Source organism: Mesorhizobium sp. M0340, assembly GCF_040321535.1.
Taxonomy (GTDB): Bacteria; Pseudomonadota; Alphaproteobacteria; order Rhizobiales; family Rhizobiaceae; genus Mesorhizobium.
In genome coordinates this window covers 312,056-334,099 of sequence record NZ_JAMYRR010000003.1, presented here as the reverse complement: position 1 = coordinate 334,099, position 22,044 = coordinate 312,056, and the positions used below count along the sequence as shown (strand labels likewise).

The following is a 22,044-nucleotide window of genomic DNA, read 5'->3' as shown; positions in this document are numbered from 1 at the left end:
CTGCGTCAGCGAGCCGGCAAATGGACGGTGAACGCCGCACCCTTGCCGACTTCCGACCAGATGGAGAGCCTGGCGTTGTGCCGGGTCAGGATATGCTTGACGATGGACAGGCCAAGGCCGGTGCCCTTCTGGGTCCGGCTGTTCTCGACGTCGACGCGGTAGAAGCGCTCGGTGATGCGCGGGATGTGTTCTTCGGGAATGCCGGGGCCGAAATCCCTGATAGTGACGTCGATCCCCGGTTCGGTATCGCTGTCGCTGCGCGTGATCGACACCACGACGCGTCCGCCCGACTGACCATATTTGCAGGCGTTTTCCAGCAGGTTTTCGAAGACCTGGAAAAGCTCGTCCCGATCGCCGGGCACGGCGAGCGGTCCTTCCGCGAAATCACGCTCGATGACGACGCCGTTTTCTTTTGCGAGCGGCCCAAGCGAATCGATTACGCTGTCGATGGCCTGGCGCAGATCGACCTCGGTTCCCAGCTTGAGATAGGGCTTCATCTCCAGCCGTGACAGCGACAGAAGGTCGTCGATGAGGCGCGCCATGCGGCTGGTCTGGTTCTGCATGATCTGCAGGAACTGCTCGCGTGCCGCAGGGTCGTTGCGGGCCGGCCCGCGCAGCGTCTCGATGAAGCCGGCAATCGAGGCGAGAGGCGTGCGCAGCTCGTGGCTGGCATTGGCAATGAAGTCGGCGCGCATTCTGTCGATCCGGCGCGCTTCGCTCTGGTCCTTAAACACCAGCACGTAGAGATCCGTGGCGTGACCGACAGAAGACGCGCTCACCCGATAGGCTCGTTCGACCGGCAGCCTTTCTATGTAGTCGACGCTGTCCGATGCGACGTTGCCTGCCAAAATATTATCCAGCAAGGACTGCATTTCGGGCGCGCGGAATTTCAGCGACAGCGACATGCCGGGGGCAATCCCGCCAAAGGCTGCAAAGGCAGCGGCGTTGGCATGGACGATGGCGGCGGAACGATCGAAAATGATCAGCGGATCGGCAACCGCTGCCGCGAGATATTCGCCGGAAAGTTGTTGCAAGCCGCTCGCCTCGACGGCCGCGGCATTTTCGGTCGATTGACGGGCGACGCCGGCCGGCAGTATCGCAGCGGCAACCAGCACGGCGCCTGCCAGCAGCACCACATAGCCAGACATGCCGGCAAAACCATAAACGATCAGAACCGCAGCGAAGCCGGCCGCGAGCAGCCAGCGGCTGTTCCACAGCCGCATGGCGACGGCTTGCGCCCTGCCTTTCCGCTCTGTGCCGATATCGGCCATTTGCGCTCCGTCGCCTGCGCTCCGTGTGCGGCCAACGCTCAATAACTTCCTGCTGGACCGACGCTAGAGCGCCGTGCGTCCAATTGGGCGCACAAAGGACGCTCTACCGGTTTATCTGCTGCATCGTTCTTTCCGAAAATCGATTCCGATATTCGGGCCGATGCAGTAAGGCTTCCAATAGCATGAGTCCGGAGGCTGGAAAGGTTCGTCTCGATGAAAAACGCCAAGGAAAGCCCCGCTGCAGCTTCATCGGGGCCGCTGAAGATCATGATCGACGGCAAGGAGCGGGAGTTCGACATCGAGGCCCCGACGCTTCCCGACTGGATCGAGGACCGCAAGCTCACCGCCGGCGGCTACCCTTACGACAAGAAAATGAAGAGCGAGGAGTATGACGAGAGGTTAGAGAAGCTGCAGATCGAGCTGGTCAAGGCGCAGGCGTGGCTGCAGTCGACAGGCAAGCGGGTAATGTCGCTGTTTGAGGGGCGCGACGCTGCCGGCAAGGGCGGCACGATCTTCGTTTTGCGCCAGTATCTGAACCCTCGCACGGCGCGCAACGTGGCGCTGACCAAGCCAACACCCACCGAGCTTGGACAATGGTACTTCCAGCGTTACGTCGACCACTTCCCGACGTCGGGCGAATTCGTCACCTTCGACCGCTCCTGGTACAACCGCGCCGGTGTTGAACCGGTGATGGGATTCTGCACGCCCGAGCAGCACGAGCAATTTCTGGACGAGGTTCCGCATTTCGAGCGGATGATCCGCAACGAAGGCATCCATTTCTTCAAATTCTGGCTGAACATCGGTCGGGAAACACAGCTCGAGCGGTTCCACGACCGTCGCTGGAGCCCGCTGAAGAGCTGGAAGTTTTCGCCGATCGACATCGCCGGCATCACCAAATGGGACGACTACACCAAGGCGCGCGATCTGATGGTCGAACGCACGCACAAGGAGTTCGCGCCCTGGATCATTGTGCGGGCGAACGACAAGCGGCGCGCGCGGCTGGCCGTCATGCAGCGCATTCTCCTGTCGCTTCCCTATGACGGCCGCGATCTAGACGTCATCGGTAAGGTAGACAAGAAGATCATCGGCGAAGGGCCGACTTTCCTCGAAAAATAAGCTCACCTCATCGATACGCGGCTGTCATGCCGCCAGCCGGGCAATCCGCTGCAGTCGCTTCAGCGTAGTGTCGTCCTGCAGCGCCTGCTGGAAGAGCGAGATCTCCTGGTCGATGCGGTCGCAGAGCGCGCCGGTGTCGCCCCTAAGCAGGTCGCGCGTCTGCTGCAGCGCCGCGACAGGCTTCTTGGCGAGTTGCCTGGCTCTTGCCAACGTGGCTTCCTCGACGCTGGCGTCCGTCACGATCTCGCCGACAAGGCCCAGTGCCCTGGCATCTTCGGCGGCGAGCGTGTCGCCCAGGCAGAAGAAGCGGAACGCCCCGGCATAGCCGAGCTTCTGCGGCGCCAGGATGCTGGTCGCCGCGTCCGGCACCAGGCCGAAATCGACGAACGGCACCCGAAACGTGCTCTTGCTCGAGGCGATCACCATGTCGCAGTGGAACAGGAGGGTGCAGCCGACGCCGACGGCGTCGCCGTCGACACAGGCAAGGACCGGTTTCGGGAATGTCGCCAGCGTGCGAAACATATCGGTAACGGCGTCGATCAGTCGCCGATGTTTGGTGGCGTCGAGAAATTCGGAGAAATCGGCGCCGAGGCAGAAGCACCCGGCCAGACCGCGCAGGACCACGACGCGGACGTCGTCGTCGGCAGCGGCTTCATGGAATGTCCTGGCCAGGCTTTCATAGGCCAGCCTGTCCAGCACCGGGCGGCCGTCACCCGACGATACCGTGACGATCAGCGTGTGATTGCGGAATTCTGCTTTTGAGTGAACGTTCATGGCCTCTCTCCAATCTCACGAGGCGCGCCTCTGTCCGAGCATGTCCGGGTACCCTCTGGCCAGCACCGGCGCAAAGTGGTTGCGGCGCGAACGCACCACGTCGAGCGTGTGCTCGTTGAAGGTGAGCAGTGTGGCAACCACCTGCTGGTTGCCATAGGTACGCTGGTAACCGAGCGGCGTTGCCAGGAAATGCAGCTGCAGCGCGCGAAGCACCCACATCGGCTCGAATTCGATGATAACCTGGTTGACGTTGCGCTTCAGACCCCACTCGACGAAGCCGGCGATCAGCTCCGTGCCGACCGTCGACACGCCGCGCCGGCCGTCGCGGAACCCCGGTGCAACCGCATAGCGGGTCAGTTCATAGACATTCGGGCCCGACGGTGGGGTTCCCTCATAAAGGTCCGCCAGCACATCGGTTAGAAGATGTGCCCGAGTCGTCGGCAACATCCGCTGGTAACCGGCGAGCTCGCCATTGCGGATGACGATCTGGTGCACTGCCTCGTCGTGGTCGAATTGATCGATCTCCAGGCCATCGGGGCGCTGCAGATCGGTCCATCCCATCTCTTCGACGAAAATCTTGTAACGCAAACGATGAACTGACTCCCAGAGGTCGGGCCGTTCCATCAATTCCTGGGTCGTGAGGGAAAAGAGCATTTTGCCGTCTCCTGTTTCAATAGGAAGATACGGCCGTGCTTTCCCAAAAAAATTACGCGATCACGCAAGCAAGAATTTCTAGGCCGGCGCGGCCGACCTAGTTAATATAGCCGCGCCTTATCGCTTCCGCGACGGCCTGGACCCGGTTGACGGCACCGAGTTTGCTTTTGGCGTTAAGAAGGTGTTTCTCTGACGTGTGTTCCGAAATGCCGAGAATTTGTGAGATCTCCCATTCGGACTTGCCAACGGCGGCCCATTGCAGGCATTCGCGCTCACGCGGCGTTAATTCGACATGATCGATGGTTTTGCCCGCCATGGTGTGGAGTTGCATTGCGCGGCCAATCGCATAAGTCGAGACAAGCGACACCAGTCCAAACTCGGCGCTCGACAATTCGACAGCCTCGCCGCCTAGTGACACCATGACGATCTGGCCATCGAGCGTGATTAGCGGGAAGGCCAACCCGTCGCGCAGCTTGAATTCGCCGGCATCGCCCATCACCTCGCCGCCGCTCTTGCCGATGCGGATGCCCTGAGACGCTTCCCGCCACTGGAATGGCGCTTGAAGCTGCTTCATGTGACTGACGACGGGGTCGTGATCGACGTAGTTGCGCGCGACGTAGCGCTCAAGCCATTCAGCCGGCCAGTCGCAAAGCAGCACATGGTCCTTTTGCTGGTTTCTCGGCGTGCCAGGTTGCGGAACCGTCCCGGCCATCAGCGCCGTCAGCCCGAACCCGCTTGTTACCCCCAGCAGCTTTTCGCAGACGGCGGCCGCTGTGCCGGCGTGCTGCAACTGATCTATCAGTTCCAGGGTACGATCGAAATGACCCATCGCAACATCTACCCCATGTTGCCTTCCGCTCTTGAGGCCAATGGCAGTGATCAACCCGCACCACGCCATCAACCCCGGACTGCAAAGCTGCTTCCCCTGTGCGTCCTACTGCTCCTCTTCAGCCGGCATCACGCAGTCATTTGCAAACTCACTAAACAATATCCCTAAATCGTCACGATGAAACCAAAAACCGTTGTACCTGTGTTATTTTCGTACAAAAACCTGTGTTATTTCGTACTAAAGCCGGGGCAAGACCGGACGGAGTCGTCGCGTGGCGTTTCGGCGCATATCCATTTCATTGATTTCGATATTGATCGGGGCGCAATCGCTTGCGGCTGATGCGCTCGCCGCGGAGCCGCAGGTGCCCGTGTTTTGGGACGCCAAGGAGCGGCTGCCAAAGCCGGACCTTTCGATGCTGCCGCGGCTGCGATTCCTGACCACCACGGATTTCCCGCCATTCAATTTCCTCGATGGGGCAGGCCGGCTGTCGGGCTTCCATGTCGACCTGGCGCGCGCCATCTGCGCCGAGCTCGGCATTGCCGAAAAATGCCAGATCCAGGCGCTGCCCTGGGCCGAGCTCGAAGGTGCGCTCGGGAAAGACGAAGGCGAAGCGATCATTGCCGGCATCGCCGCGACGCCGGAGTCGCGGTCGAAATACGCATTCTCACGCCCCTACCTGCAATTTCCGGCACGCTTCATCATGCTGAAGACACAGGCGTTGACCGAACCAATGTTCGACAGGCTGCGCAGCAAACGTGTCGGCGTGATCGCCGGTTCCGCGCATGAGCGGATGCTGCGCACTTATTTCGGCGACGTCCAAATCGTCCCCGTCGCAAAGCCGGAGGAGCTTTATGGCAGGCTTAAAGCCGGCAAGATCGACGCCGCCTTCGGCGACGGCATGCGTTTCGCGTTCTGGCTCGGCGGCTCCGATGCGGCTGGCTGTTGCCGCTTTGCCGGCGGCCCCTATCTGGCGCCCGAATACCTTGGCTCGGGCATGGCGATCGCCACCAGGGCCGACGATCCGGCACTGGCGGCCGCATTCGACTACGCGCTGCAGGAAATTTCGGTGAAACGTACGTTCGCCGAGTTCTATCTTCGCTATTTTCCGGTCAGCTTTTTCTGACTGCCGGCTCAGGTCAGCGTGCGAAGGCGCGCCTTGGCGGCTCGCGCGATGGCGGCGACCGTCAGCGCATCGAGATCGAGTTCCCGGCGGACGAGCTGCAGCACGCGCACCTCCTCCAGGCGCATTTCGAGATCGACGGCCGCAACCTCGAAGGCGGCGGCATAGGCGGTGTCACGCAGGCGTTCCGGAAGCGCCTCGGCGACACGCGCCAGGACGCCCTCCAGCCCGTCCCTTTCCTGCAGCATTTCCTGGCAGGCCTGGGCGACATCGACCAGCCGCTCCTGGTTGAAATCCTCAAACACCGGCCAGGATCGAACGACGTCACCGATCCGCGCCAGTTCGATATCGGTCATGTCGCGGTCAGACGCCGAGGTGATGACCATCAGGTAGATCATGGCTTCGTGCGGCGACAAAGGCATTTGGAACTCCTTGAGATGGTTCCGAAGTTAGGAACGAGGGACCGGCGCCGCAAGGAAAAACAGCCGCCATCGTTGGCGCTCCGGTCACGCCTTGGAACTTGATCCATCCCGACTAATTGGGACGGGAGCTCTTAATCTTCTTGCCTGATCGCCGTCCTACCCTGAAACCGGGTTCCACTTTTCGGGATCATGGTCTAGAGCATGCGGCTGCCGGCATGGATGCCGGCAAGTTGCAGGAATAGCATCATGGTCGAACAACAGCCGATCGATCTCAGCCCGAAAGTCCTTACCGCCGCCGCCGAAAGCAAGGCGTGGCCGTTCGAGGAAGCGAAAAAGATCGTCGCTCGCTACGCGAGCGGCGGCTACCCGGAAACAGTGCTGTTTGAGACCGGCTACGGCCCATCCGGCCTGCCGCATATCGGCACGTTCGGCGAGGTGGCGCGCACATCTATGGTGCGCCACGCCTTCCGCGTGCTGACCGAAGACAAGGTCAAGACGCGACTGCTGTGCTTCTCCGACGACATGGACGGATTGCGCAAGGTGCCGGACAATGTGCCTAACAAGGACATGCTGCGCGCCTATCTCGGCAAGCCGCTGACCAGGATACCGGACCCTTTCTCCAATGAGTATCCGTCGTTCGGCGCCGCCAATAACGCACGGCTGCGCGCTTTCCTCGACCGTTTCGGCTTCGATTACGAATTCGCTTCCTCGACCGACTATTATACTTCCGGCCGCTTCGACGCGACGCTGCTCAAGATGCTCGAGCGCTTTGATAAGGTGATGGCAATTATGCTGCCGTCGCTGCGCGAGGAACGGGCGCTGAGTTATTCGCCTTTCCTGCCGATCCATCCCAAGACCGGGATCGTCATGCAAGTCGCGATCGACGAGCGCAAGCTCGACGCCGGCACCATAGTGTGGCGCGATCCGGACACCGGCGAGCGCTTCGAGACGCCGGTGACCGGCGGTCATGCCAAGCTGCAATGGAAGCCCGATTGGGCGATGCGCTGGGCAGCACTCGGCGTCGATTACGAGATGTCCGGCAAGGATCTGATCGATTCCGTCAAGCTCGCCGGGCAGATTTGCCGCGCGCTCGATGCTCCGGCGCCGGAGGGCTTCAATTATGAGCTGTTCCTCGATGAGCACGGCCAGAAGATCTCGAAGTCGAAGGGCAATGGGCTAACCATCGACGAGTGGCTAACTTACGCGCCGACCGAGAGTCTTAGCCTTTATATGTTCCAGCGCCCGCGAACGGCGAAGAAGCTTTATTTCGACGTTATCCCGAAGGCAGTGGACGAGTATTATACGTTCCTCTCTGCCTATCAGAGGCAGGACTGGAAGGAGCGGCTGGGCAATCCGGTCTGGCACATGCATGACGGCAATCCCCCGGCAGTCGACCTGCCGGTTCCGTTCTCGCTGCTGCTCAACCTGGTCAGCGCCTCGAATGCCCAAAACAGGAGCGTGCTGTGGGGTTTCATTTCGCGCCACGCGCCGGGTGTGACGCCGACGACCCATCCCGAGCTCGACCGGCTGGCCGAATATGCCATCCGCTATTTCGACGATTTCGTGAAGCCGGCGAAAGTGTATCGTGCCGCCGACGCGGTCGAGCGCGAGGCGCTGACCAAGCTTTCGGAAGCGCTCGCCGCGCTGCCGGCTGATGCCGACAGCGAGGCAATCCAGAACGCTGCCCTCAATGTTGCGCGCAAGATTGAGCGCTACCAGGATCATTCCAAGCAGAGCCCGGAGGGCGGACCCGGTGTCTCCGTCGCCTTCTTCCAGATGATCTATCAGGTGCTGATAGGTCAGGAACGCGGGCCGCGCTTCGGCTCCTTCGCCGCGCTCTACGGCATCGCCGAAACGCGTGAGCTCATTCAGCGGGCGCTGGCTGGTCAGCTGGCGGCATGAGGGCGCCGTCCTGCTCCTCCAGGATCGAGCTAGGCGCTACAGGCGCGGCTCGCGACGCAGCAGCCGGGAGCGGCGGCAGGCCTGAAACGCTCGGCGCCGGCCCGAAGACGCCTTTTTTTGCTGCACGCGCCTTCTCGCCGGCTTCTACGTAAGGGCCGCCCTTGGCGGCGCGCGCCCAGCCATTTTCGACCAGCCATTGGCCGATATCCTGATTGCCGATCCGGCACTCGGCGGCGATCAGATCACGACCGCCTTCAGGCGGCACGGCACAGACCACAGCACGACTGCGGAGAAAGGCGCGGAAGGCCGTTCGCGCCCGAATGCCGCAATTCCAGGACTCGCCGCCGTCGGTGCAAGTCTCCTCCTGCTTGACGATGTCGATACCGGAAACCGCAATCGAATAGCCTTTTGCTTCGATGACCCCGGCCGCCGACGCGACGGGCTGGAATAGTTTCGTGCCTTTCCAGTCGTCGGGCATTTTCGTTTTTGGCGGCTTGGGCGGTCCGGCCAATGCTAGATCGCTCAACGGGGCGCGCGGCTCTATCCGTTCAAGCTCGTTGGAACCGAGCTGCGGCGGCACCACGATTTCTGGATCGATTGCCCTCGAATGCGCCGCCTGCTTGGCCGGCACTGGTTTCGGGATGGCCGACGTAGCCGGCGCGGCGGGCTGCGGTTCAGCGCCGACCTGGATTTGCTCCCTGGCGCCGCCGCTTTCGCTCTGGACGGCGCGGCCGCCGGCGACAATTGCCGTGGCCATCGCCGGGATCGCCAGAACAGCCAAGGCAAGGTGAGGCAGACGCACCGGCCCCGCGCCTACTGGCTTGCCCAGACAATCCGCGCCACCCATTCGACATCGCGCATGGGGATGTCGCGGTCCGGGTGATCGGGATTGAGGGAGACCAGCGCGATCGACTTCGGTGTCTGGCGGTCGAGCACCTTGGCCATCACCTCGCCGGCATTGGTCTTGACGACGACGCGATCGCCCTTTCGTATGGTAGCTCCCGGCTCGACGATGAGGACATCGCCATTGCGGTAGAGCGGCAGCATGGAATCGCCCTGGACCTTCAACGCATAGGAGGTGTCGGTTGCCCGTGCCGGCAATTCGATCAGGTCCCATCCCTGCCCCGCCGGAAACCCGGCATCGTCGAAGAAGCCACCGGCGCCCGCCTGGGCGAAGCCAAGCAGCGGCACCGACGATTTCTGCACGGGCAGTGCGCCGGAATTACCCCGGCCTTCGACCAGTCCTGCAAATTCATCCAGCGAGGCGCCGGTCGCCTCGATGATCTTGGCCAGCGATTCGGTCGACGGCCAGCGGGGCCGCCCATCTGAGGACAGCCGCTTCGATTTGTTGAAGGCGGTCGAGTCGAGGCCAGCGCGCCTGGCCAGTCCGGAGGCCGAAAGCGAATAACGCTCGGCAAGAGCGTCGATGGCGGCCCAAACGCGGTCGTGCGAGAGCACCTTGCTCTCCTTCGAAACAGGAAAAAATACCTTCGCTGTTCTACCCCTTGGCCGCCATCTTGTCCACCGCCGGAGACGGCGTCAGGCCGCCTCCTTGGCCTCGTTCCTGGTATAGGGATCGAAGCGCTCGTAGAAGGTCTCGCCCTTCTCGGCCATGTCGAGCAGCAGCTTCGGCGCCTTGAACTCGGCGCCGTATTTCTTCTGCAGGCGCTTGGCGAGTTTGACGAATTTCTTCGCGCTGATGCCGTCGATGTAGGACAGTGCACCGCCCGTATAGGGTGCGAAGCCGAAGGCCAGGATCGAGCCGACATCGGCCTCGCGTGGGTCGTTAACGATGCCCTCTTCCATCACCCGTACCGCCTCAAGCGCGATGGTGACCAGCAGCCGCTGCTTCAGTTCCTCATAGTCGACCTGCTCCGGCGACAGCTGCGGGTAGAGGTCCCTGAGGCCTGGCCACAGCTTCTTCTTTGCCGGTTTTGCCGGATAGTCATAGAAGCCCTTGCTGTTCTTACGGCCCAAGCGACCATGTGTGTCGACCATCGTGTTGATCAGCGCCATCTGCTTCGGATCGACCGCCTTGTCGCCGAGGTCGCGCATGGTCTGCTTCATGATCTTCTGGGCAAGGTCGATCGCCGTCTCGTCGGTCAACGCCAGAGGACCGACCGGCATGCCAGCGGCTTTCGCCGCATTCTCGATCATCGGCGCCGGAACACCTTCGATCAGCATCTTGTAGGCTTCCGACATGTAGCGCAGTACGCAGCGATTGACGTAAAAACCGCGCGTATCGTTGACGACGATCGGCGTCTTCTTGATGGCGCGGACAAAGTCGATCGCGGTGGCCAGCGCCTTGTCGCCGGTTTTCTTGCCGAGGATGATCTCGACCAACATCATCTTGTCGACCGGCGAGAAGAAGTGGATGCCGATGAAATTCTTCGGCCGCGCCGAATTCCTGGCCAGCGATGTAATCGGTATGGTCGACGTATTCGAGGCGAAGATCGCCGACGGCTTGAGTACAGCCTCGGCCTGTTCGGTGGCATCCTTCTTGACGGCCGAGTCCTCGAACACCGCCTCGACCACAAGATCGCAGCCGGCAAGATCCGCGTAATCGGCCGTTGGCGTAATCAGCGACAGCAATCGATCCTTGTCCTGCGGCTTGGCACGGCCCTTCTTCACCTGATCCGAGATCAGGGTCTCGGAATGCGCCTTGCCCTTGGCGGCGGACTCCATGTCGCGGTCGAGCAGCACCACCGGAATGCCGGCCTTGGCCGTTACATAGGCGATGCCGGCGCCCATGAAGCCGGCGCCGAGCACGCCGATCTTCTTGAACGTCGTTTCCGGCACACCAGCTGGGCGGCGAGCGCCCTTGTTCAGTTCTTGCAGCGACACGAACAATGAGCGGATCATCGCCGCCGCTTCCCTGGTCTGCATGACCTCGGTGAAGTAGCGTTGCTCGATCCGCAAGGCGGTATCGAACGGCACCAGCAGGCCCTCGTAGACGCATTTCAGGATGGCGGCGGCAGCGGGATAATTGCCATAGGTCTCGCGGCGCAGAATGGCGATAGCCGGCGGCCACAGATTGGCACCTGCCACCGAATAGATCGGAGCGCCGGGCAGCTTGAAGCCCTTTTCATCCCATGGCGCCACCGGTTTCAAGCCGTTCTTGATCATCCCCTTGGCAGTTTCGACCAGCTTGTCCGCCTCGGCAATCTCATGGATCAAGCCCATTGACTTGGCCTTCTGCGGCGACAGCGTCTGGCCGGACGTCAGCATTTGCAGCGCCTGCTGCTGGTCGGTCAGCCGCGGCACGCGCTGGGTGCCGCCGGCGCCTGGAAAAATGCCGATCTTCACTTCCGGAAGCGCCATCCTCACCTGGTCGGAATCAGCCGCGACGCGGCCATGGCAGGCGAGCGACAATTCGAAGGCGCCGCCCATGCAGGTGCCGTTGATCGCCGAAACCCACGGCTTGCCCGAGGTTTCCAGTTTACGGAACAGGCCATTCATAGCGCCCGCCTTGTCGAACAGCGCCTTGGTCGCCTTCTCCGGGTCCTTCGCTTTGTCGGCGGCGAAGGTCGCCAGCATCTTCTGCAGCATGGTGATATCGGCGCCGCCCGAGAACGTATCCTTGCCGGAGGTGATCACCGCGCCCTTTATCACTGCATCGCTTGCCACTTTGTCGACGATGGCGTTCAGTTCGCGCATCACCTCCTCGGTGAAGACGTTCATCGAACGGTCCGGCATGTTCCAGGTGACCAGCGCAATGCCGTCGGCGTCGATGTCGAGGGTGAAATTGGTGTAGCTCATCATCTCTCTCCGTCAGACGCGTTCGATGATCGTTGCGGTGCCCATACCGGCGCCGATGCAAAGCGTCACCAGCGCGGTGTTGAGGTCGCGGCGTTCCAATTCGTCCAGCACCGTACCGAAGATCATCGCACCGGTGGCGCCGAGCGGATGGCCCATGGCGATGGCCCCCCCATTGACGTTGATCCGGTCATGCGGAATGTCGAAAGCCTGCATGTAGCGCAGCACCACCGAAGCGAAGGCCTCGTTGAGCTCGAACAAGTCGATGTCCTGCAGCTTCATCTTCGCCCGCTTCAACAGCTTCTCGGTGACGTCGACCGGGCCGGTCAGCATCAGCACCGGTTCGGAGCCGATATTGGCGAACGCACGGATGCGCGCGCGCGGCTTGAGGCCGAGCGTCTTTCCCGCCTTTTTCGAGCCGAGCAGCACGGCCGCCGCCCCGTCGACAATGCCGGAGGAATTGCCGGCATGGTGGACGTGATTGACCTCTTCCACCTCGGGATGCTTCTGCACAGCGACGGCGTCGAAGCCGCCCATTTCGCCGGGCATGACGAAGGACGGGTTGAGCGCGGCCAGCGACTGCATGTCGGTCGAAGGCCGCATGTGCTCGTCGTGGTCGAGGATGGTCAGGCCGTTCTGGTCCTTGACCGAGATCACCGAATTCTTGAAGCGCCCCTCGCCCCACGCCTTGGCGGCACGCTTCTGGCTTTCGACCGCGTAGGCATCGACATCGTCGCGCGAAAAGCCGTATTTGGTGGCGATCAGGTCGGCCGATATGCCTTGCGGCACGAACCAGCCGGGCAGGCCGACCGAGGGATCCATGAACCAGGCGCCGCCGGAGGCGCCCATGCCGACGCGCGACATTGATTCGACGCCACCGGCAATGACGATCTCGTCGGCGCCATGCGCGATCTTGGCGGCGCCGAAATTGATGGCGTCGAGGCCCGAGGCGCAGAAGCGCGATATCTGCATGCCGGGCGCCTTGGTGTCGTAGCCGGCCTCGAAAGCGGCGGCACGTGGAATGACCGCACCCGCCTCGCCAACCGGATCGACGCAGCCGAAGATGATGTCGTCGACAGTGCTAGTGTTCAGCCCGTTGCGGTCGCGGATGGCCTCGAGCACCTTGGCGCCGAGCCGCACCGCCGGCACTTCGTGCAGCGAGCCATCTTTCTTGCCCCTGCCGCGCGGCGTGCGCACGGCATCATAGACATAAGCTTCGGCCATTGGTGATCTCCTGTGATCTAAAATCGGGGCTCGACCACCACTTCGGTCCGCACCGAATTGGCGATGAAACAGGCGTCGTGCGCCTTGTGATGAATGCTCTCGATCATAGCCGCATCTGCGTCGCATTCGACGAGCGGCCGAAGGGTGACATGTGTGATGGCTGTGCGCCCTTCAGCATTCTTGGCCATCAGGCCTTCGGCTTCGTCGTGATAAGATCGGACATTGAGCTTAGCGCGTTTTGCCAGATCCAAGAACCAGAGCATGTGGCAAGAAGAAAGCGAAGCGACGAACAGTTCTTCCGGATCGACGATCGTTGCATCGCTAAAAGGTGCCGGCACAATCGACGGCGATGCGGAAGCGGAGATGACCGCGCCACCATCAAAATGAAGTTCATGGACCCGGGAATAGCGGCCGGAAAGGAAATCCTCCCGTGCCCCCGACTTCCAGCGAAGCCCAGCAAAATGCTTCGACATGCGACCTCCTAAAGGCTCCGCCCGATCAGCAATTTCATGATCTCGTTGGTGCCGCCGTAGACGCGCTGGACGCGGGCATCGCGGAACATGCGGGCGATCGGATATTCATTCATGTAGCCATAGCCGCCATGCAATTGAAGGCATTCGTCGACGACTTTTCCTTGCAGGTCTGACAGCCAGTATTTGGCCATCGAAGCCGTCACCGGGTCGAGGCCACCGTTAATATGGCGGGCGACGCAGTCATTATAGAAGACGCGGCCGATGGTCGCCTCGGTCTTCAATTCGGCAAGCTTGAACTGGGTGTTCTGGAATTCGATGATGGCCTTGCTGAACGCCTTACGCTCCTTGACGTAGTCGATGGTAAGCGCCAGAGCCCGCTCGACCATGGCAATAGCAGTGGTGCCGATCTGCAGCCGCTCCTGCGGCAATTGTTGCATCAACTGGACGAAGCCCTGGCCTTCGTCATTGCCGAGCAGGTTCGAGGTCGGCACACGCACGTCGTTGAAGAACAGTTCCGACGTGTCGTTGGCCTTGAGGCCGATCTTGTCGAGGTTACGGCCGCGCTCGAAACCCTCCACCTCGTCAGTCTCGACGACGATCAGCGAGATGCCCTTGGCGCCCTTCTCAGGATCGGTCTTGGTAACGACGATGATGAAATTGGCGAGCTGGCCGTTGGTGATAAAAGTCTTCGAGCCGCTGAGCTTGTACCGGTTGCCGTCCTTTTCGGCACGCATCTTGATGCCCTGCAGGTCGGAGCCCGCACCCGGCTCAGTCATGGCGATGGCGCCGATCAGCTCGCCGGTGGCCAGCCTCGGCAGCCACTTCTTCTTCTGCTCCTCCGAGCCGTAGTGGAGGATATAGGGGGCAACGATCGAATTGTGCAGGCCAATGCCGAACCCGTCGACGCCGACATGGCCGATCGCCTCGATGATGGCGCTCTCATGCGCGAACGTGCCGCCCGATCCACCATATTCCTCCGGCATCGAGGCGCACAGCAGTCCGGCAGCACCCGCCTTCTGCCAACTTTCCCGGTCGACCATTTCGTTCTTCTCGAACTCGTCGTAACGCGGCGCGATCTCTTCCGACATGAAGCGGTGCGCCATGTCGTAAAGCATGCCGACCTCGTCCGCCGCCCAGGCGGGCTTGGGTAGGCCAAGGATTTCGGCGGGGTTGGTCATGGTTTCTCCCTCGCGCCGACGTTCCCCTCCCCCTCGAGACGAGGGTGGCCGCGAAGCGGCCGGGTGGGGTCGCCGATGACTTGCTCGACCTTATCTTTTACAACCTGCGCCATGTGCCACGGCATTGCGATCATTTTCCTCCAAGGCGTGCACCAGAATGGAGGTCGGCGCACTGCAGGCAGGACCCCTCCCGGCCCTTCGGGCCACCCTCCCCTCGAGGGGCAGGGGAACGCCGAAGCTAGAACGCTTCCGCCGCCAGTGCCATCAATGTGTCGGCACCGCTGGAGATGCGGGCAAGATGCGCCGACGTCTCCGGCATGATCCGCTCTACGAAGAAGCGCGCCGTCACCAGCTTGTTGTCGTAGAAAGACGAAGCGCCGTCGGGGCCATCAGCCAATTTCGCTGCGGCCACCTTCGCCATCCGGGCCCACATATAGCCCAGCGCCACCAGGCCGAAGAGATGCATGTAGTCGGTCGAGGCGGCACCCGCATTGTCGGGCCTGGCTATGCCGTTCTGCACCAGCCACATCGTCGCCGCCTGCAGATCGTCGAGGCCCTTTTTAAGCGCCTTGGTGAAGGGCGCCATCTTCTCGTCGGTGCGGTTCTCCTCGCAAAACTCTCCGACTTCCCTAAAGAAGACCTGGACCGCGCGGCCGCCATTCAAGGCCAGCTTGCGGCCGACGAGGTCGAGCGCCTGGATGCCGTTGGCACCCTCATAGATCATGGCGATGCGGGCATCGCGGACGAACTGGCTCATGCCGTGTTCTTCTATATAGCCGTGGCCGCCGAACACCTGCTGCGCCATTACCGCATGATCGAAACCCTTGTCGGTGAGCACGCCCTTGACCACCGGCGTCATCAGGCCGGTATAGTCGTCTGCGACCTGGCGATCTTTGTCGTCACCGGAGCGGTGAGCGATGTCGGACTTGATCGCCGTCCACAGCGCCAGCGCGCGGCCGGCCTCGTTGAACGCCTTCATGGTCATCAGGCTGCGGCGGATGTCCGGATGGACGATGATCGGATCGGCCTTCCTGTCCGGCGCCTTCGGTCCTGACAGCGAGCGGCCCTGCAGACGGTCCTTAGCGTAGGAAACCGCATTCTGGTAGGCGACCTCCGATAGCGAGAGCCCCTGCAGGCCGACGCCAAGCCGCGCCTCATTCATCATGGTGAACATTGCTTTCAGCCCGCCATTGGCCTCGCCGAGCAGCGTGCCTTCAGCGTCGTCGTAATTCATGACGCAGGTCGAGTTGCCATGGATACCCATCTTCTCCTCGATCGAGCCACAGGAAACGGTGTTCTTCTCGCCCGGATTGCCTGAGGCATCGAGCTTGAACTTCGGCACGATGAACAGCGAGATGCCCTTCACGCCATCCGGCGCGCCCTCGATACGGGCCAGCACCAAGTGGACGATATTGTCCGACATGTCATGCTCGCCGGCCGAGATGAAGATCTTCTGGCCGGAGATCCTGTAGGTGCCGTCGCCATTTGGGACGGCCTTGGTGCGCAGCAGGCCAAGATCGGTTCCGCAGTGCGGCTCGGTCAGATTCATGGTGCCGGTCCAGGCGCCCTCGACCAGCTTCGGCAACCATGTTGCCTTCTGCTCTTTGGTGCCATGGGTGATGATCGCAGCGATCGCGCCTTGCGTCAGGCCGGCATACATCATCAGCGACATATTGGCCGACACCATGTATTCGGCAACCGCGGTGTGCACCGCGTAGGGCAAGCCTTGCCCGCCAAACTCGACAGGTGCGGCGAGCCCCATCCAGCCGCCTTCGCGATACTGGTCGAAGGCCTCCTTGAAGCCTTTCGGCGTCGTTACCGAACCGTCTTCATGGCGCACGCAACCTTCCGTGTCGCCGACACGGTTCAGCGGCTGCATCACGTTTTCAGCGAGTTTCGCCCCTTCGGCAAGGATGGCCTCGAGCACATCCGGCGCGGCGTCGGAAAATCCGGGAAGATTGGAATAGCGCTGATACCCCAGCACTTCGTTCAGCACGAACAGCGTGTCGCGGATCGGCGCCTTGTAGATCGGCATGCGTTTTCCTCCACCATGCGGTCTTGGCCCCGAAATCAGCCCCAGTGGAACCAGTCTATGAGGATAGCAGGCGGGCCAGTATGACGGCTCGGAGATAGCAAATGTTGACGTTTGCGTAAACGTCAATTCTGCGGGGCGACGAATTTTCTCCCGCGCGCCAAGACCGCAAACGGCGAAGGACGGTAAACGACGAAGAACCCCGCAGCGAAAACCGCGCGGCTCTTATCCGTCGGAAATCGAAAGCTTAGTTTAGCTCGCCACGCTGGCCTGCGGCGTCGAGCGCTCGATCAGCATTTGCCGGACGGTCAACATCGAAGCACTCAGTTCGCTGATGGCATCGTCGATCAGCGCCCGCTGCTTCTGCAGACGGGCAAGCTGCTTCTCCGACTTGTCGAGCGCCAGCCGCAATTGCTTTGTGTTGGAGCCGTTCGGATCGTAGAGGTCCATCATCTGCTTGACGTCACGCAGCGAGAATCCGACCTTGCGGCCAAGCAGGATCAGCTTCAGCCGGGCCCTGTCGCGGCGCGTATAGAGGCGGGTCGAGCCGTCGCGCTGCGGGTTGAGTAGACCCTTGTCCTCATAGAAACGCAGCGTACGCAGCGTCACTCCGTATTTCTTGGCCATTTCGCCGATACGGACAAGCTCTTCACCGGTTTCGCTCGACATATCGTTGGTGTTGGCCGCGGCTTGACCGGGCGAAATAAGTTTCATGGTCACTGGCTTTCCCCGTCTGGTGGCGTCGCGGTCGCGGACCTTGCGTCGCCTGAGTGAAAGCGGGGGCGTGCTTCCACTCGTGGTTTCAACAAACAAATCGCAAACGGCGTAATCCGCTCATTTACGTTTACGTCAATTCTATATCGATAGCCGCCTTACCACGCAAGAGCGTTCTAGGCTTGGAACTTTATGCCGCAGCGCCGGCGGATAACCTAAAAAGTCGTTGCCGATTTCGGGAGCGATCATGCGGCTGATCAAACTTCCACGGCGTCTTTTGTGCGTCCACTAGAAGACACCCGGCACCGTCCGCAGCCAGCCGACAAAGTTGCAACTTCTTAAGCTTGGTTAACGCGTTGTTTACCACGTTGGGGCGAAATGTGCGCATGTCGGTTACCCGTGTCTATCCTGTATTGAATTTTTCACGGTTTTCGGAGCGCGGATGAGACCCGGGAAGCTCGTCTTCCACTGCAACAAGCCAAGCAGTCGCCTTCGTCCCGGCAGGACTTTGGGAACCTGGTGAAAGCCAGCAATTCTGAAACGGGCGCATTGATGAACAGCAAGCGGTCCTACCTCGATACACTCAACGCCGGCAGGCAACGCCGGCCGCACACGACGCTTGAAGAGCTCAACCGCTCCCTGGAAACTCTGGAGCAGCGGCTGGAGCGAACGCGCGAGGAGACGACAAGCCGACCAGCGGCAGAACCGCGCTATCCCAGCGCTCAACCCTATGGCCAGCAGCGCCGGTATGAAGACCCACGCGAGGCGCAGCGGCCGAAAGGTCCAGCAGCGGCCTTCGACCAGAACTACCAGGCGATCGCCCGCGATATCGACCGGGTGCGCGGTCAGGAGGACGGCGTCGCCTTAGCCGGCAAGATCGCCGGGGAATTACGCGGCCTGCGCGAAGAGCTGCGCCAGCAGATGACCTCCGGCCTGCAACGCGAGTTCGACGTACTGCGCAAGAATATTGAGCGAGCCTTCCAGTCAAATGGCGGCGGCAAAGGCAGCGCCGAACTCGGTGTCGAGTTCGAGCGGCTTTCCGGCGCCATCCAGACACTGGCCGAAAAAAGCGACGACAGAAGCGTAAATATGCTGCGGCTCGAGCTTGAGCAGGTCAAGGCCGCGCTCGATACGCTAGCGCGCGAGGAGAGCGTGCAGGCGGTCGGCCGCCGCTGGGACGAATTCGACCGCCGCTGGAATGCCTTCGAGGACCGCGTCGACGCCGATCAGCGCAAGCGCTCCGACGCGCCCGGCCTGTCGGCGCTGACGGAACGGCTCGAACAGATCAGCAATGCCGTCAGCAATCTCCCGGAATCGCTGTCGCTGCGCTCGCTCGAAGAAAAGGTCCGCACGCTTGCCGGAGCGGTCGACCATTTCGCCCGCCAGCAGGACAATCGCGGCAGCGACACATTCAGCCAGATCGACGAGCGGCTCGACGAGATTTCCCGCGCGATCGTCGCCTCGACGGTTGCCGCGCAAGCCAATTCGTTCGACCCCGAGCCCTTCGAACGCATCGAGAAGCGGATCGATTCACTGGCCCAGCAAATCGAAGAAGTGTCGCAGGACCGTCCGGGCCGGGAGGTCATCGACCGTCTCAACACATTGTCGAGCCGCGTGGATGAACTGGCCGGCCGAGCCAATCTGCCGGAACAGGCGATGGAGCGCCTTGCCAGGCAAATCGAGCTTATCTCCGACAAGATCGACCACGCACCGGCCATGCCCGACGCCGATTACATCTTCCAGGGGCTTGAGCAGCGCTTCGACGTGCTGTCCAGCATGATGGAACGCCGCCAGGGCGACGCCATCGAACAAGGCAACATGCTGTTTCGCGACCTCGAGCGCCGGTTGGACGAGGTCGCCGACAGGCTGGACCAGCGCATGCCGCAGGTCGACAACGCCGACATCATGGATGCCATCGACGCCCGCTTCACCGCGCTGGCCAAGCGGATGGAGACACGCGTTCCAGATCCCGCCAACGAGGCGGCGATCCGCGGCCTGGAGAGTCGGCTCGAAGACATCTCAAGCCGGCTGGATTCGTCCGCCGCACAAGTCGCCAGCATCGACCCGGCTTTGATCCGCAGCCTCGAAGCGCAGGTCGCCAGCCTGACGGCGCATCTTTCCAAGCCCGGCACGCCGCTGCCGGAATTCGACGACATCAGCCCGCGTCTCAACGAAATCGAGAAATCGCTGGCCGGAACCCGCGATTCCATCCTCGGCGCGGCGCGCGAGGCGGCCGAGAGTGCCGTCCGCTCGCTGGCCGGATCAAGCGCCAACACGGCGGCCGTTACCGGCCTCGCCCAGGACCTGAAGACGCTCGAGGCGCTGACGCGCCGTTCGGACGAGCGCAATTCGAGGACGTTCGAGGCTATCCACGATACGCTGCTCAAGATCGTTGACAGGCTTGGTTCACTGGAGACCGGCGAACCGGCAAGCGCGGAGTTGAGTAAGCGCTCCGGGCGGGCATCCAAGATCTCGGTGCAGGATGCACCGTCGATGGACCTCGAGCAGCCGCTGCCGTTGACGGGCAACATGGCCGATCTCGACGGCCGCGCCGCGGCGCTCGTGCGCGGAGAGCCAGGTCCGCGAACGCCGGCCGAGGCCGCCGCCGCAGCCGCACTGGCGGCTCTCGGTTCAGACACGACACGTGAAAAGAACGAACAAGGCGGCGGCAGGAAATCGATGTTAGGCGGGCTGGCGCGCGCCTTGAAGGGCAAGAAGGAGGCTGAGACGCCGCCGCTTGCAGGCTCGGCGCCGAGCGCCGAGATACCGAGCGTCGATCTCGACGAGCCCCTCGACCCCAAGCTCGCCAACCGGCCACTGGAACCCGGCTCCGGCGCACCCGACCTCAGTGCCATCATGAAGCGCGTGCGCGACGAGCGCGGGCAGCCGGCCAGGGAAGGTAGTGCCGAGGCGGCGAAATCGGACTTCATCGCGGCAGCCAGAAGGGCTGCGCAAGCGGCGGCCGCCGAGGCGGACGCCCTCAAGCGCCAGTCGACGATGAAAGGCCCGGTCAAGGCACTCAGGATCGGCGACCTGCTCAAGGCGCGGCGCAAGCCGATCCTGATGGGGGCAATCGCCATCATGCTGGCGCTTGCCGGCCTGCAACTGGGCAAAGCCTTCTTCTCCGACCCGGTCGAAGTCGCCGACAATGAGGCGGCACCAGCCGTGGCCGTAAAGCCGGTGGAAACCGCATTGGCCAGCGTTGCCAGCGAGCCGAAGGCGGACGCGCAGACAACAACACAGGAGAGCGAGCCGTCGCCCACCGTCAGGCAGGCCGAGCCATCCGCATCGATGACCAAGGACGACACGGCGGCGCAAACCGGCCCCGCCACATCGGCAGCCGAGGCATCGACGGCGCCCTCGCCTTCCGGAGCGTCCGCTGACCTGGCGGCGCCAGACACCACGGCCGCAGTGCCCGCGCCGGCAGCGGCGACCGCCGAGCCAAAGGCTGCCGCGCCTGCTATTGCCCCCGCTGCCACGCAGGACACGACCGGCACTGTGCCGCCGGCGGATGCTGCCCCGGCAGGCGTTGCCAAGATCGACGTTCCGGCCGATGCCGGGCCGGCCGCCCTGCGCGATGCAGCGGCCGGCGGCGACGCCAAGGCGCTGTTCGAGATCGGCTCGCGTTACGCCGAGTCGCGCGGCGTTAAGGAAGACATGACGGCGGCGGCCAAATGGTATGAGAAAGCTGCCGAACTCGGTTTCGCACCGGCAGAATACCGCATCGGCAACTTCTACGAGAAGGGCATCGGCGTCGCACGCGACATCAAGAAAGCGAAGACCTGGTACCAGCTTGCCGCAGAGCAGGGCAATGCCAGCGCAATGCACAATCTTGCCGTGCTGTTTGCGATGGCGGCGGACGGCGTGACCGACAACGAATCGGCAGCACGCTGGTTCCAGGCGGCGGCGGATCTCGGCGTCAAGGACAGCCAGTTCAATCTCGGCATCCTCGCGGCGAAGGGTGTCGGCATGAAGCAGAACCTCGAGGAGAGCTATAAATGGTTCGCGCTCGTCGCCAAGACCGGCGACAAGGATGCAGCGGCCAAGCGCGACGAGATCGCCAAGGCGCTGAGGCCCGAGCAGTTGGAGCGTGCGCGGGCCGCGGCTGAACTGTGGAAAGCCAAGCCGCTCGATCCAGCCGCCAATTCGGCCGACATTCCTGAATCGTGGCAGGACGGCACACCGCAGACGACCGCCGGCATCGATATGAAGAAAGCGGTCCAGAACATCCAGCGCATTCTCAACAAGAACGGCTACGAGGCCGGCAATCCCGACGGCATGATGGGCCTGAAAACCAAGAACGCAATCATGGCCTTCCAGGCCGACAACGATATGAGGGCAACCGGCGCGATCGACGAAAAGCTGGTCAAAGCGCTGCTCGCGCGTAAATAACGGCGGATGCGTCGTTTCCGCGACGCCCTTGCCACAGATTTGCCTGTTAACTGATTGAGTTGTTTTTTGTTTCGGCGGCGCGGCGAAGTTTGACTTCACCGCCCGGCCGGCGCAAGAACGAAATAGCCTTTTGGCGCAAAATGCCCGCAACGGTTGCATTCGCCAGGAGGCAAACTGATCGAGACTG

The 22,044-nt window shown here is 62.2% G+C and carries 17 protein-coding genes; 4 read left to right on the top strand and 13 right to left on the bottom strand.

What is annotated here, in order from left to right:
* Positions 1-5 precede the first annotated feature (5 nt).
* Positions 6-1,271 carry a sensor histidine kinase gene (locus NKI79_RS06330; RefSeq protein ID WP_352800515.1) on the bottom strand — a complete coding sequence of 422 codons (1,266 nt, stop codon included), beginning with the start codon at positions 1,269-1,271 and terminating at the stop codon, positions 6-8.
* A 213-nt stretch (positions 1,272-1,484) separates the two neighbouring features.
* Here NKI79_RS06330 and ppk2 point away from each other — a divergent pair, with 213 nt between their 5' ends.
* Complete coding sequence (gene ppk2 / locus NKI79_RS06325; RefSeq protein WP_352475928.1) at positions 1,485-2,387, top strand: polyphosphate kinase 2; 903 nt, start codon at positions 1,485-1,487, stop codon at positions 2,385-2,387.
* 24 nt (positions 2,388-2,411) lie between these two features.
* On the opposite strand, the gene NKI79_RS06320 is transcribed toward ppk2, so the two are convergent.
* From NKI79_RS06320 to NKI79_RS06310, 3 genes are all read right to left on the bottom strand, one after another.
* Entirely contained in the window at positions 2,412-3,161 is a 750-nt protein-coding gene (locus tag NKI79_RS06320; RefSeq protein ID WP_352475929.1) for an enoyl-CoA hydratase-related protein, read from the bottom strand.
* A 15-nt stretch (positions 3,162-3,176) separates the two neighbouring features.
* The gene (locus NKI79_RS06315) at positions 3,177-3,815 is read right to left on the bottom strand and encodes an acyl-homoserine-lactone synthase (protein WP_352475930.1); all 639 of its coding nucleotides are present in this window, start codon (positions 3,813-3,815) and stop codon (positions 3,177-3,179) included.
* A gap of 97 nt (positions 3,816-3,912) precedes the next feature.
* Entirely contained in the window at positions 3,913-4,644 is a 732-nt protein-coding gene (locus tag NKI79_RS06310; RefSeq protein ID WP_023677341.1) for a helix-turn-helix transcriptional regulator, read from the bottom strand.
* A gap of 271 nt (positions 4,645-4,915) precedes the next feature.
* Between NKI79_RS06310 and NKI79_RS06305 the strand changes: the two genes are divergently transcribed.
* Complete coding sequence (locus NKI79_RS06305) at positions 4,916-5,767, top strand: ABC transporter substrate-binding protein (RefSeq protein ID WP_352800512.1); 852 nt, start codon at positions 4,916-4,918, stop codon at positions 5,765-5,767.
* Positions 5,768-5,775: 8 nt separating this feature from the next.
* Here the strand turns inward: NKI79_RS06305 and NKI79_RS06300 are convergent, their stop codons facing one another.
* Positions 5,776-6,186, bottom strand: a complete 411-nt coding sequence (locus NKI79_RS06300; RefSeq protein ID WP_352800510.1) for a tellurite resistance TerB family protein — start codon at positions 6,184-6,186, stop codon at positions 5,776-5,778.
* Positions 6,187-6,432: 246 nt separating this feature from the next.
* Here NKI79_RS06300 and NKI79_RS06295 point away from each other — a divergent pair, with 246 nt between their 5' ends.
* Positions 6,433-8,088, top strand: coding sequence for a lysine--tRNA ligase (locus NKI79_RS06295; protein WP_352800508.1), 1,656 nt, complete (start codon positions 6,433-6,435; stop codon positions 8,086-8,088).
* Here the strand turns inward: NKI79_RS06295 and NKI79_RS06290 are convergent.
* The 8 genes from NKI79_RS06290 to NKI79_RS06255 all read right to left on the bottom strand — a co-directional run bounded on the left by NKI79_RS06290 (position 8,051) and on the right by NKI79_RS06255 (position 17,465).
* The gene (locus NKI79_RS06290; RefSeq protein WP_352800506.1) at positions 8,051-8,890 is read right to left on the bottom strand and encodes a thermonuclease family protein; all 840 of its coding nucleotides are present in this window, start codon (positions 8,888-8,890) and stop codon (positions 8,051-8,053) included. The two genes, NKI79_RS06295 and NKI79_RS06290, sit on opposite strands and share 38 nt — an antisense overlap.
* Before the next feature lie 11 nt (positions 8,891-8,901).
* A complete protein-coding gene (locus NKI79_RS06285) occupies positions 8,902-9,546 on the bottom strand; it encodes a S24 family peptidase (protein ID WP_352800504.1) in 645 nt (214 codons plus the stop codon).
* Positions 9,547-9,627: 81 nt separating this feature from the next.
* The gene (locus NKI79_RS06280; RefSeq protein WP_352800502.1) at positions 9,628-11,847 is read right to left on the bottom strand and encodes a 3-hydroxyacyl-CoA dehydrogenase NAD-binding domain-containing protein; all 2,220 of its coding nucleotides are present in this window, start codon (positions 11,845-11,847) and stop codon (positions 9,628-9,630) included.
* A gap of 12 nt (positions 11,848-11,859) precedes the next feature.
* Entirely contained in the window at positions 11,860-13,068 is a 1,209-nt protein-coding gene (locus tag NKI79_RS06275) for an acetyl-CoA C-acetyltransferase (RefSeq protein WP_254816314.1), read from the bottom strand.
* A gap of 17 nt (positions 13,069-13,085) precedes the next feature.
* Positions 13,086-13,541: an OsmC family protein gene (locus NKI79_RS06270; protein WP_254816313.1), complete on the bottom strand. Its 456-nt coding sequence runs from the start codon at positions 13,539-13,541 to the stop codon at positions 13,086-13,088.
* A gap of 8 nt (positions 13,542-13,549) precedes the next feature.
* Positions 13,550-14,719 carry an acyl-CoA dehydrogenase family protein gene (locus NKI79_RS06265; RefSeq protein WP_352800499.1) on the bottom strand — a complete coding sequence of 390 codons (1,170 nt, stop codon included), beginning with the start codon at positions 14,717-14,719 and terminating at the stop codon, positions 13,550-13,552.
* A 238-nt stretch (positions 14,720-14,957) separates the two neighbouring features.
* Positions 14,958-16,754, bottom strand: coding sequence for an acyl-CoA dehydrogenase (locus NKI79_RS06260; protein ID WP_352800497.1), 1,797 nt, complete (start codon positions 16,752-16,754; stop codon positions 14,958-14,960).
* Between the two features lie 249 nt (positions 16,755-17,003).
* Positions 17,004-17,465 carry a MerR family transcriptional regulator gene (locus NKI79_RS06255; RefSeq protein WP_352506231.1) on the bottom strand — a complete coding sequence of 154 codons (462 nt, stop codon included), beginning with the start codon at positions 17,463-17,465 and terminating at the stop codon, positions 17,004-17,006.
* Between the two features lie 552 nt (positions 17,466-18,017).
* Between NKI79_RS06255 and NKI79_RS06250 the strand changes: the two genes are divergently transcribed.
* Entirely contained in the window at positions 18,018-21,857 is a 3,840-nt protein-coding gene (locus NKI79_RS06250) for a peptidoglycan-binding protein (protein WP_352800495.1), read from the top strand.
* The last annotated feature ends 187 nt before the right edge of the window (positions 21,858-22,044 follow it).

Bases quoted from the DNA above. Each gene is read 5' to 3' on its own strand.
- NKI79_RS06330 (WP_352800515.1), bottom strand. From the start codon at position 1,271: ATGGCCGATATCGGCACAGAGCGGAAAGGCAGGGCGCAAGCCGTCGCC.
- ppk2 (WP_352475928.1), top strand. From the start codon at position 1,485: ATGAAAAACGCCAAGGAAAGCCCCGCTGCAGCTTCATCGGGGCCGCTG.
- NKI79_RS06320 (WP_352475929.1), bottom strand. From the start codon at position 3,161: ATGAACGTTCACTCAAAAGCAGAATTCCGCAATCACACGCTGATCGTC.
- NKI79_RS06315 (WP_352475930.1), bottom strand. From the start codon at position 3,815: ATGCTCTTTTCCCTCACGACCCAGGAATTGATGGAACGGCCCGACCTC.
- NKI79_RS06310 (WP_023677341.1), bottom strand. From the start codon at position 4,644: ATGGGTCATTTCGATCGTACCCTGGAACTGATAGATCAGTTGCAGCAC.
- NKI79_RS06300 (WP_352800510.1), bottom strand. From the start codon at position 6,186: ATGCCTTTGTCGCCGCACGAAGCCATGATCTACCTGATGGTCATCACC.
- NKI79_RS06295 (WP_352800508.1), top strand. From the start codon at position 6,433: ATGGTCGAACAACAGCCGATCGATCTCAGCCCGAAAGTCCTTACCGCC.
- NKI79_RS06280 (WP_352800502.1), bottom strand. From the start codon at position 11,847: ATGAGCTACACCAATTTCACCCTCGACATCGACGCCGACGGCATTGCG.
- NKI79_RS06275 (WP_254816314.1), bottom strand. From the start codon at position 13,068: ATGGCCGAAGCTTATGTCTATGATGCCGTGCGCACGCCGCGCGGCAGG.
- NKI79_RS06270 (WP_254816313.1), bottom strand. From the start codon at position 13,541: ATGTCGAAGCATTTTGCTGGGCTTCGCTGGAAGTCGGGGGCACGGGAG.
- NKI79_RS06265 (WP_352800499.1), bottom strand. From the start codon at position 14,719: ATGACCAACCCCGCCGAAATCCTTGGCCTACCCAAGCCCGCCTGGGCG.
- NKI79_RS06260 (WP_352800497.1), bottom strand. From the start codon at position 16,754: ATGCCGATCTACAAGGCGCCGATCCGCGACACGCTGTTCGTGCTGAAC.
- NKI79_RS06255 (WP_352506231.1), bottom strand. From the start codon at position 17,465: ATGAAACTTATTTCGCCCGGTCAAGCCGCGGCCAACACCAACGATATG.
- NKI79_RS06250 (WP_352800495.1), top strand. From the start codon at position 18,018: ATGAACAGCAAGCGGTCCTACCTCGATACACTCAACGCCGGCAGGCAA.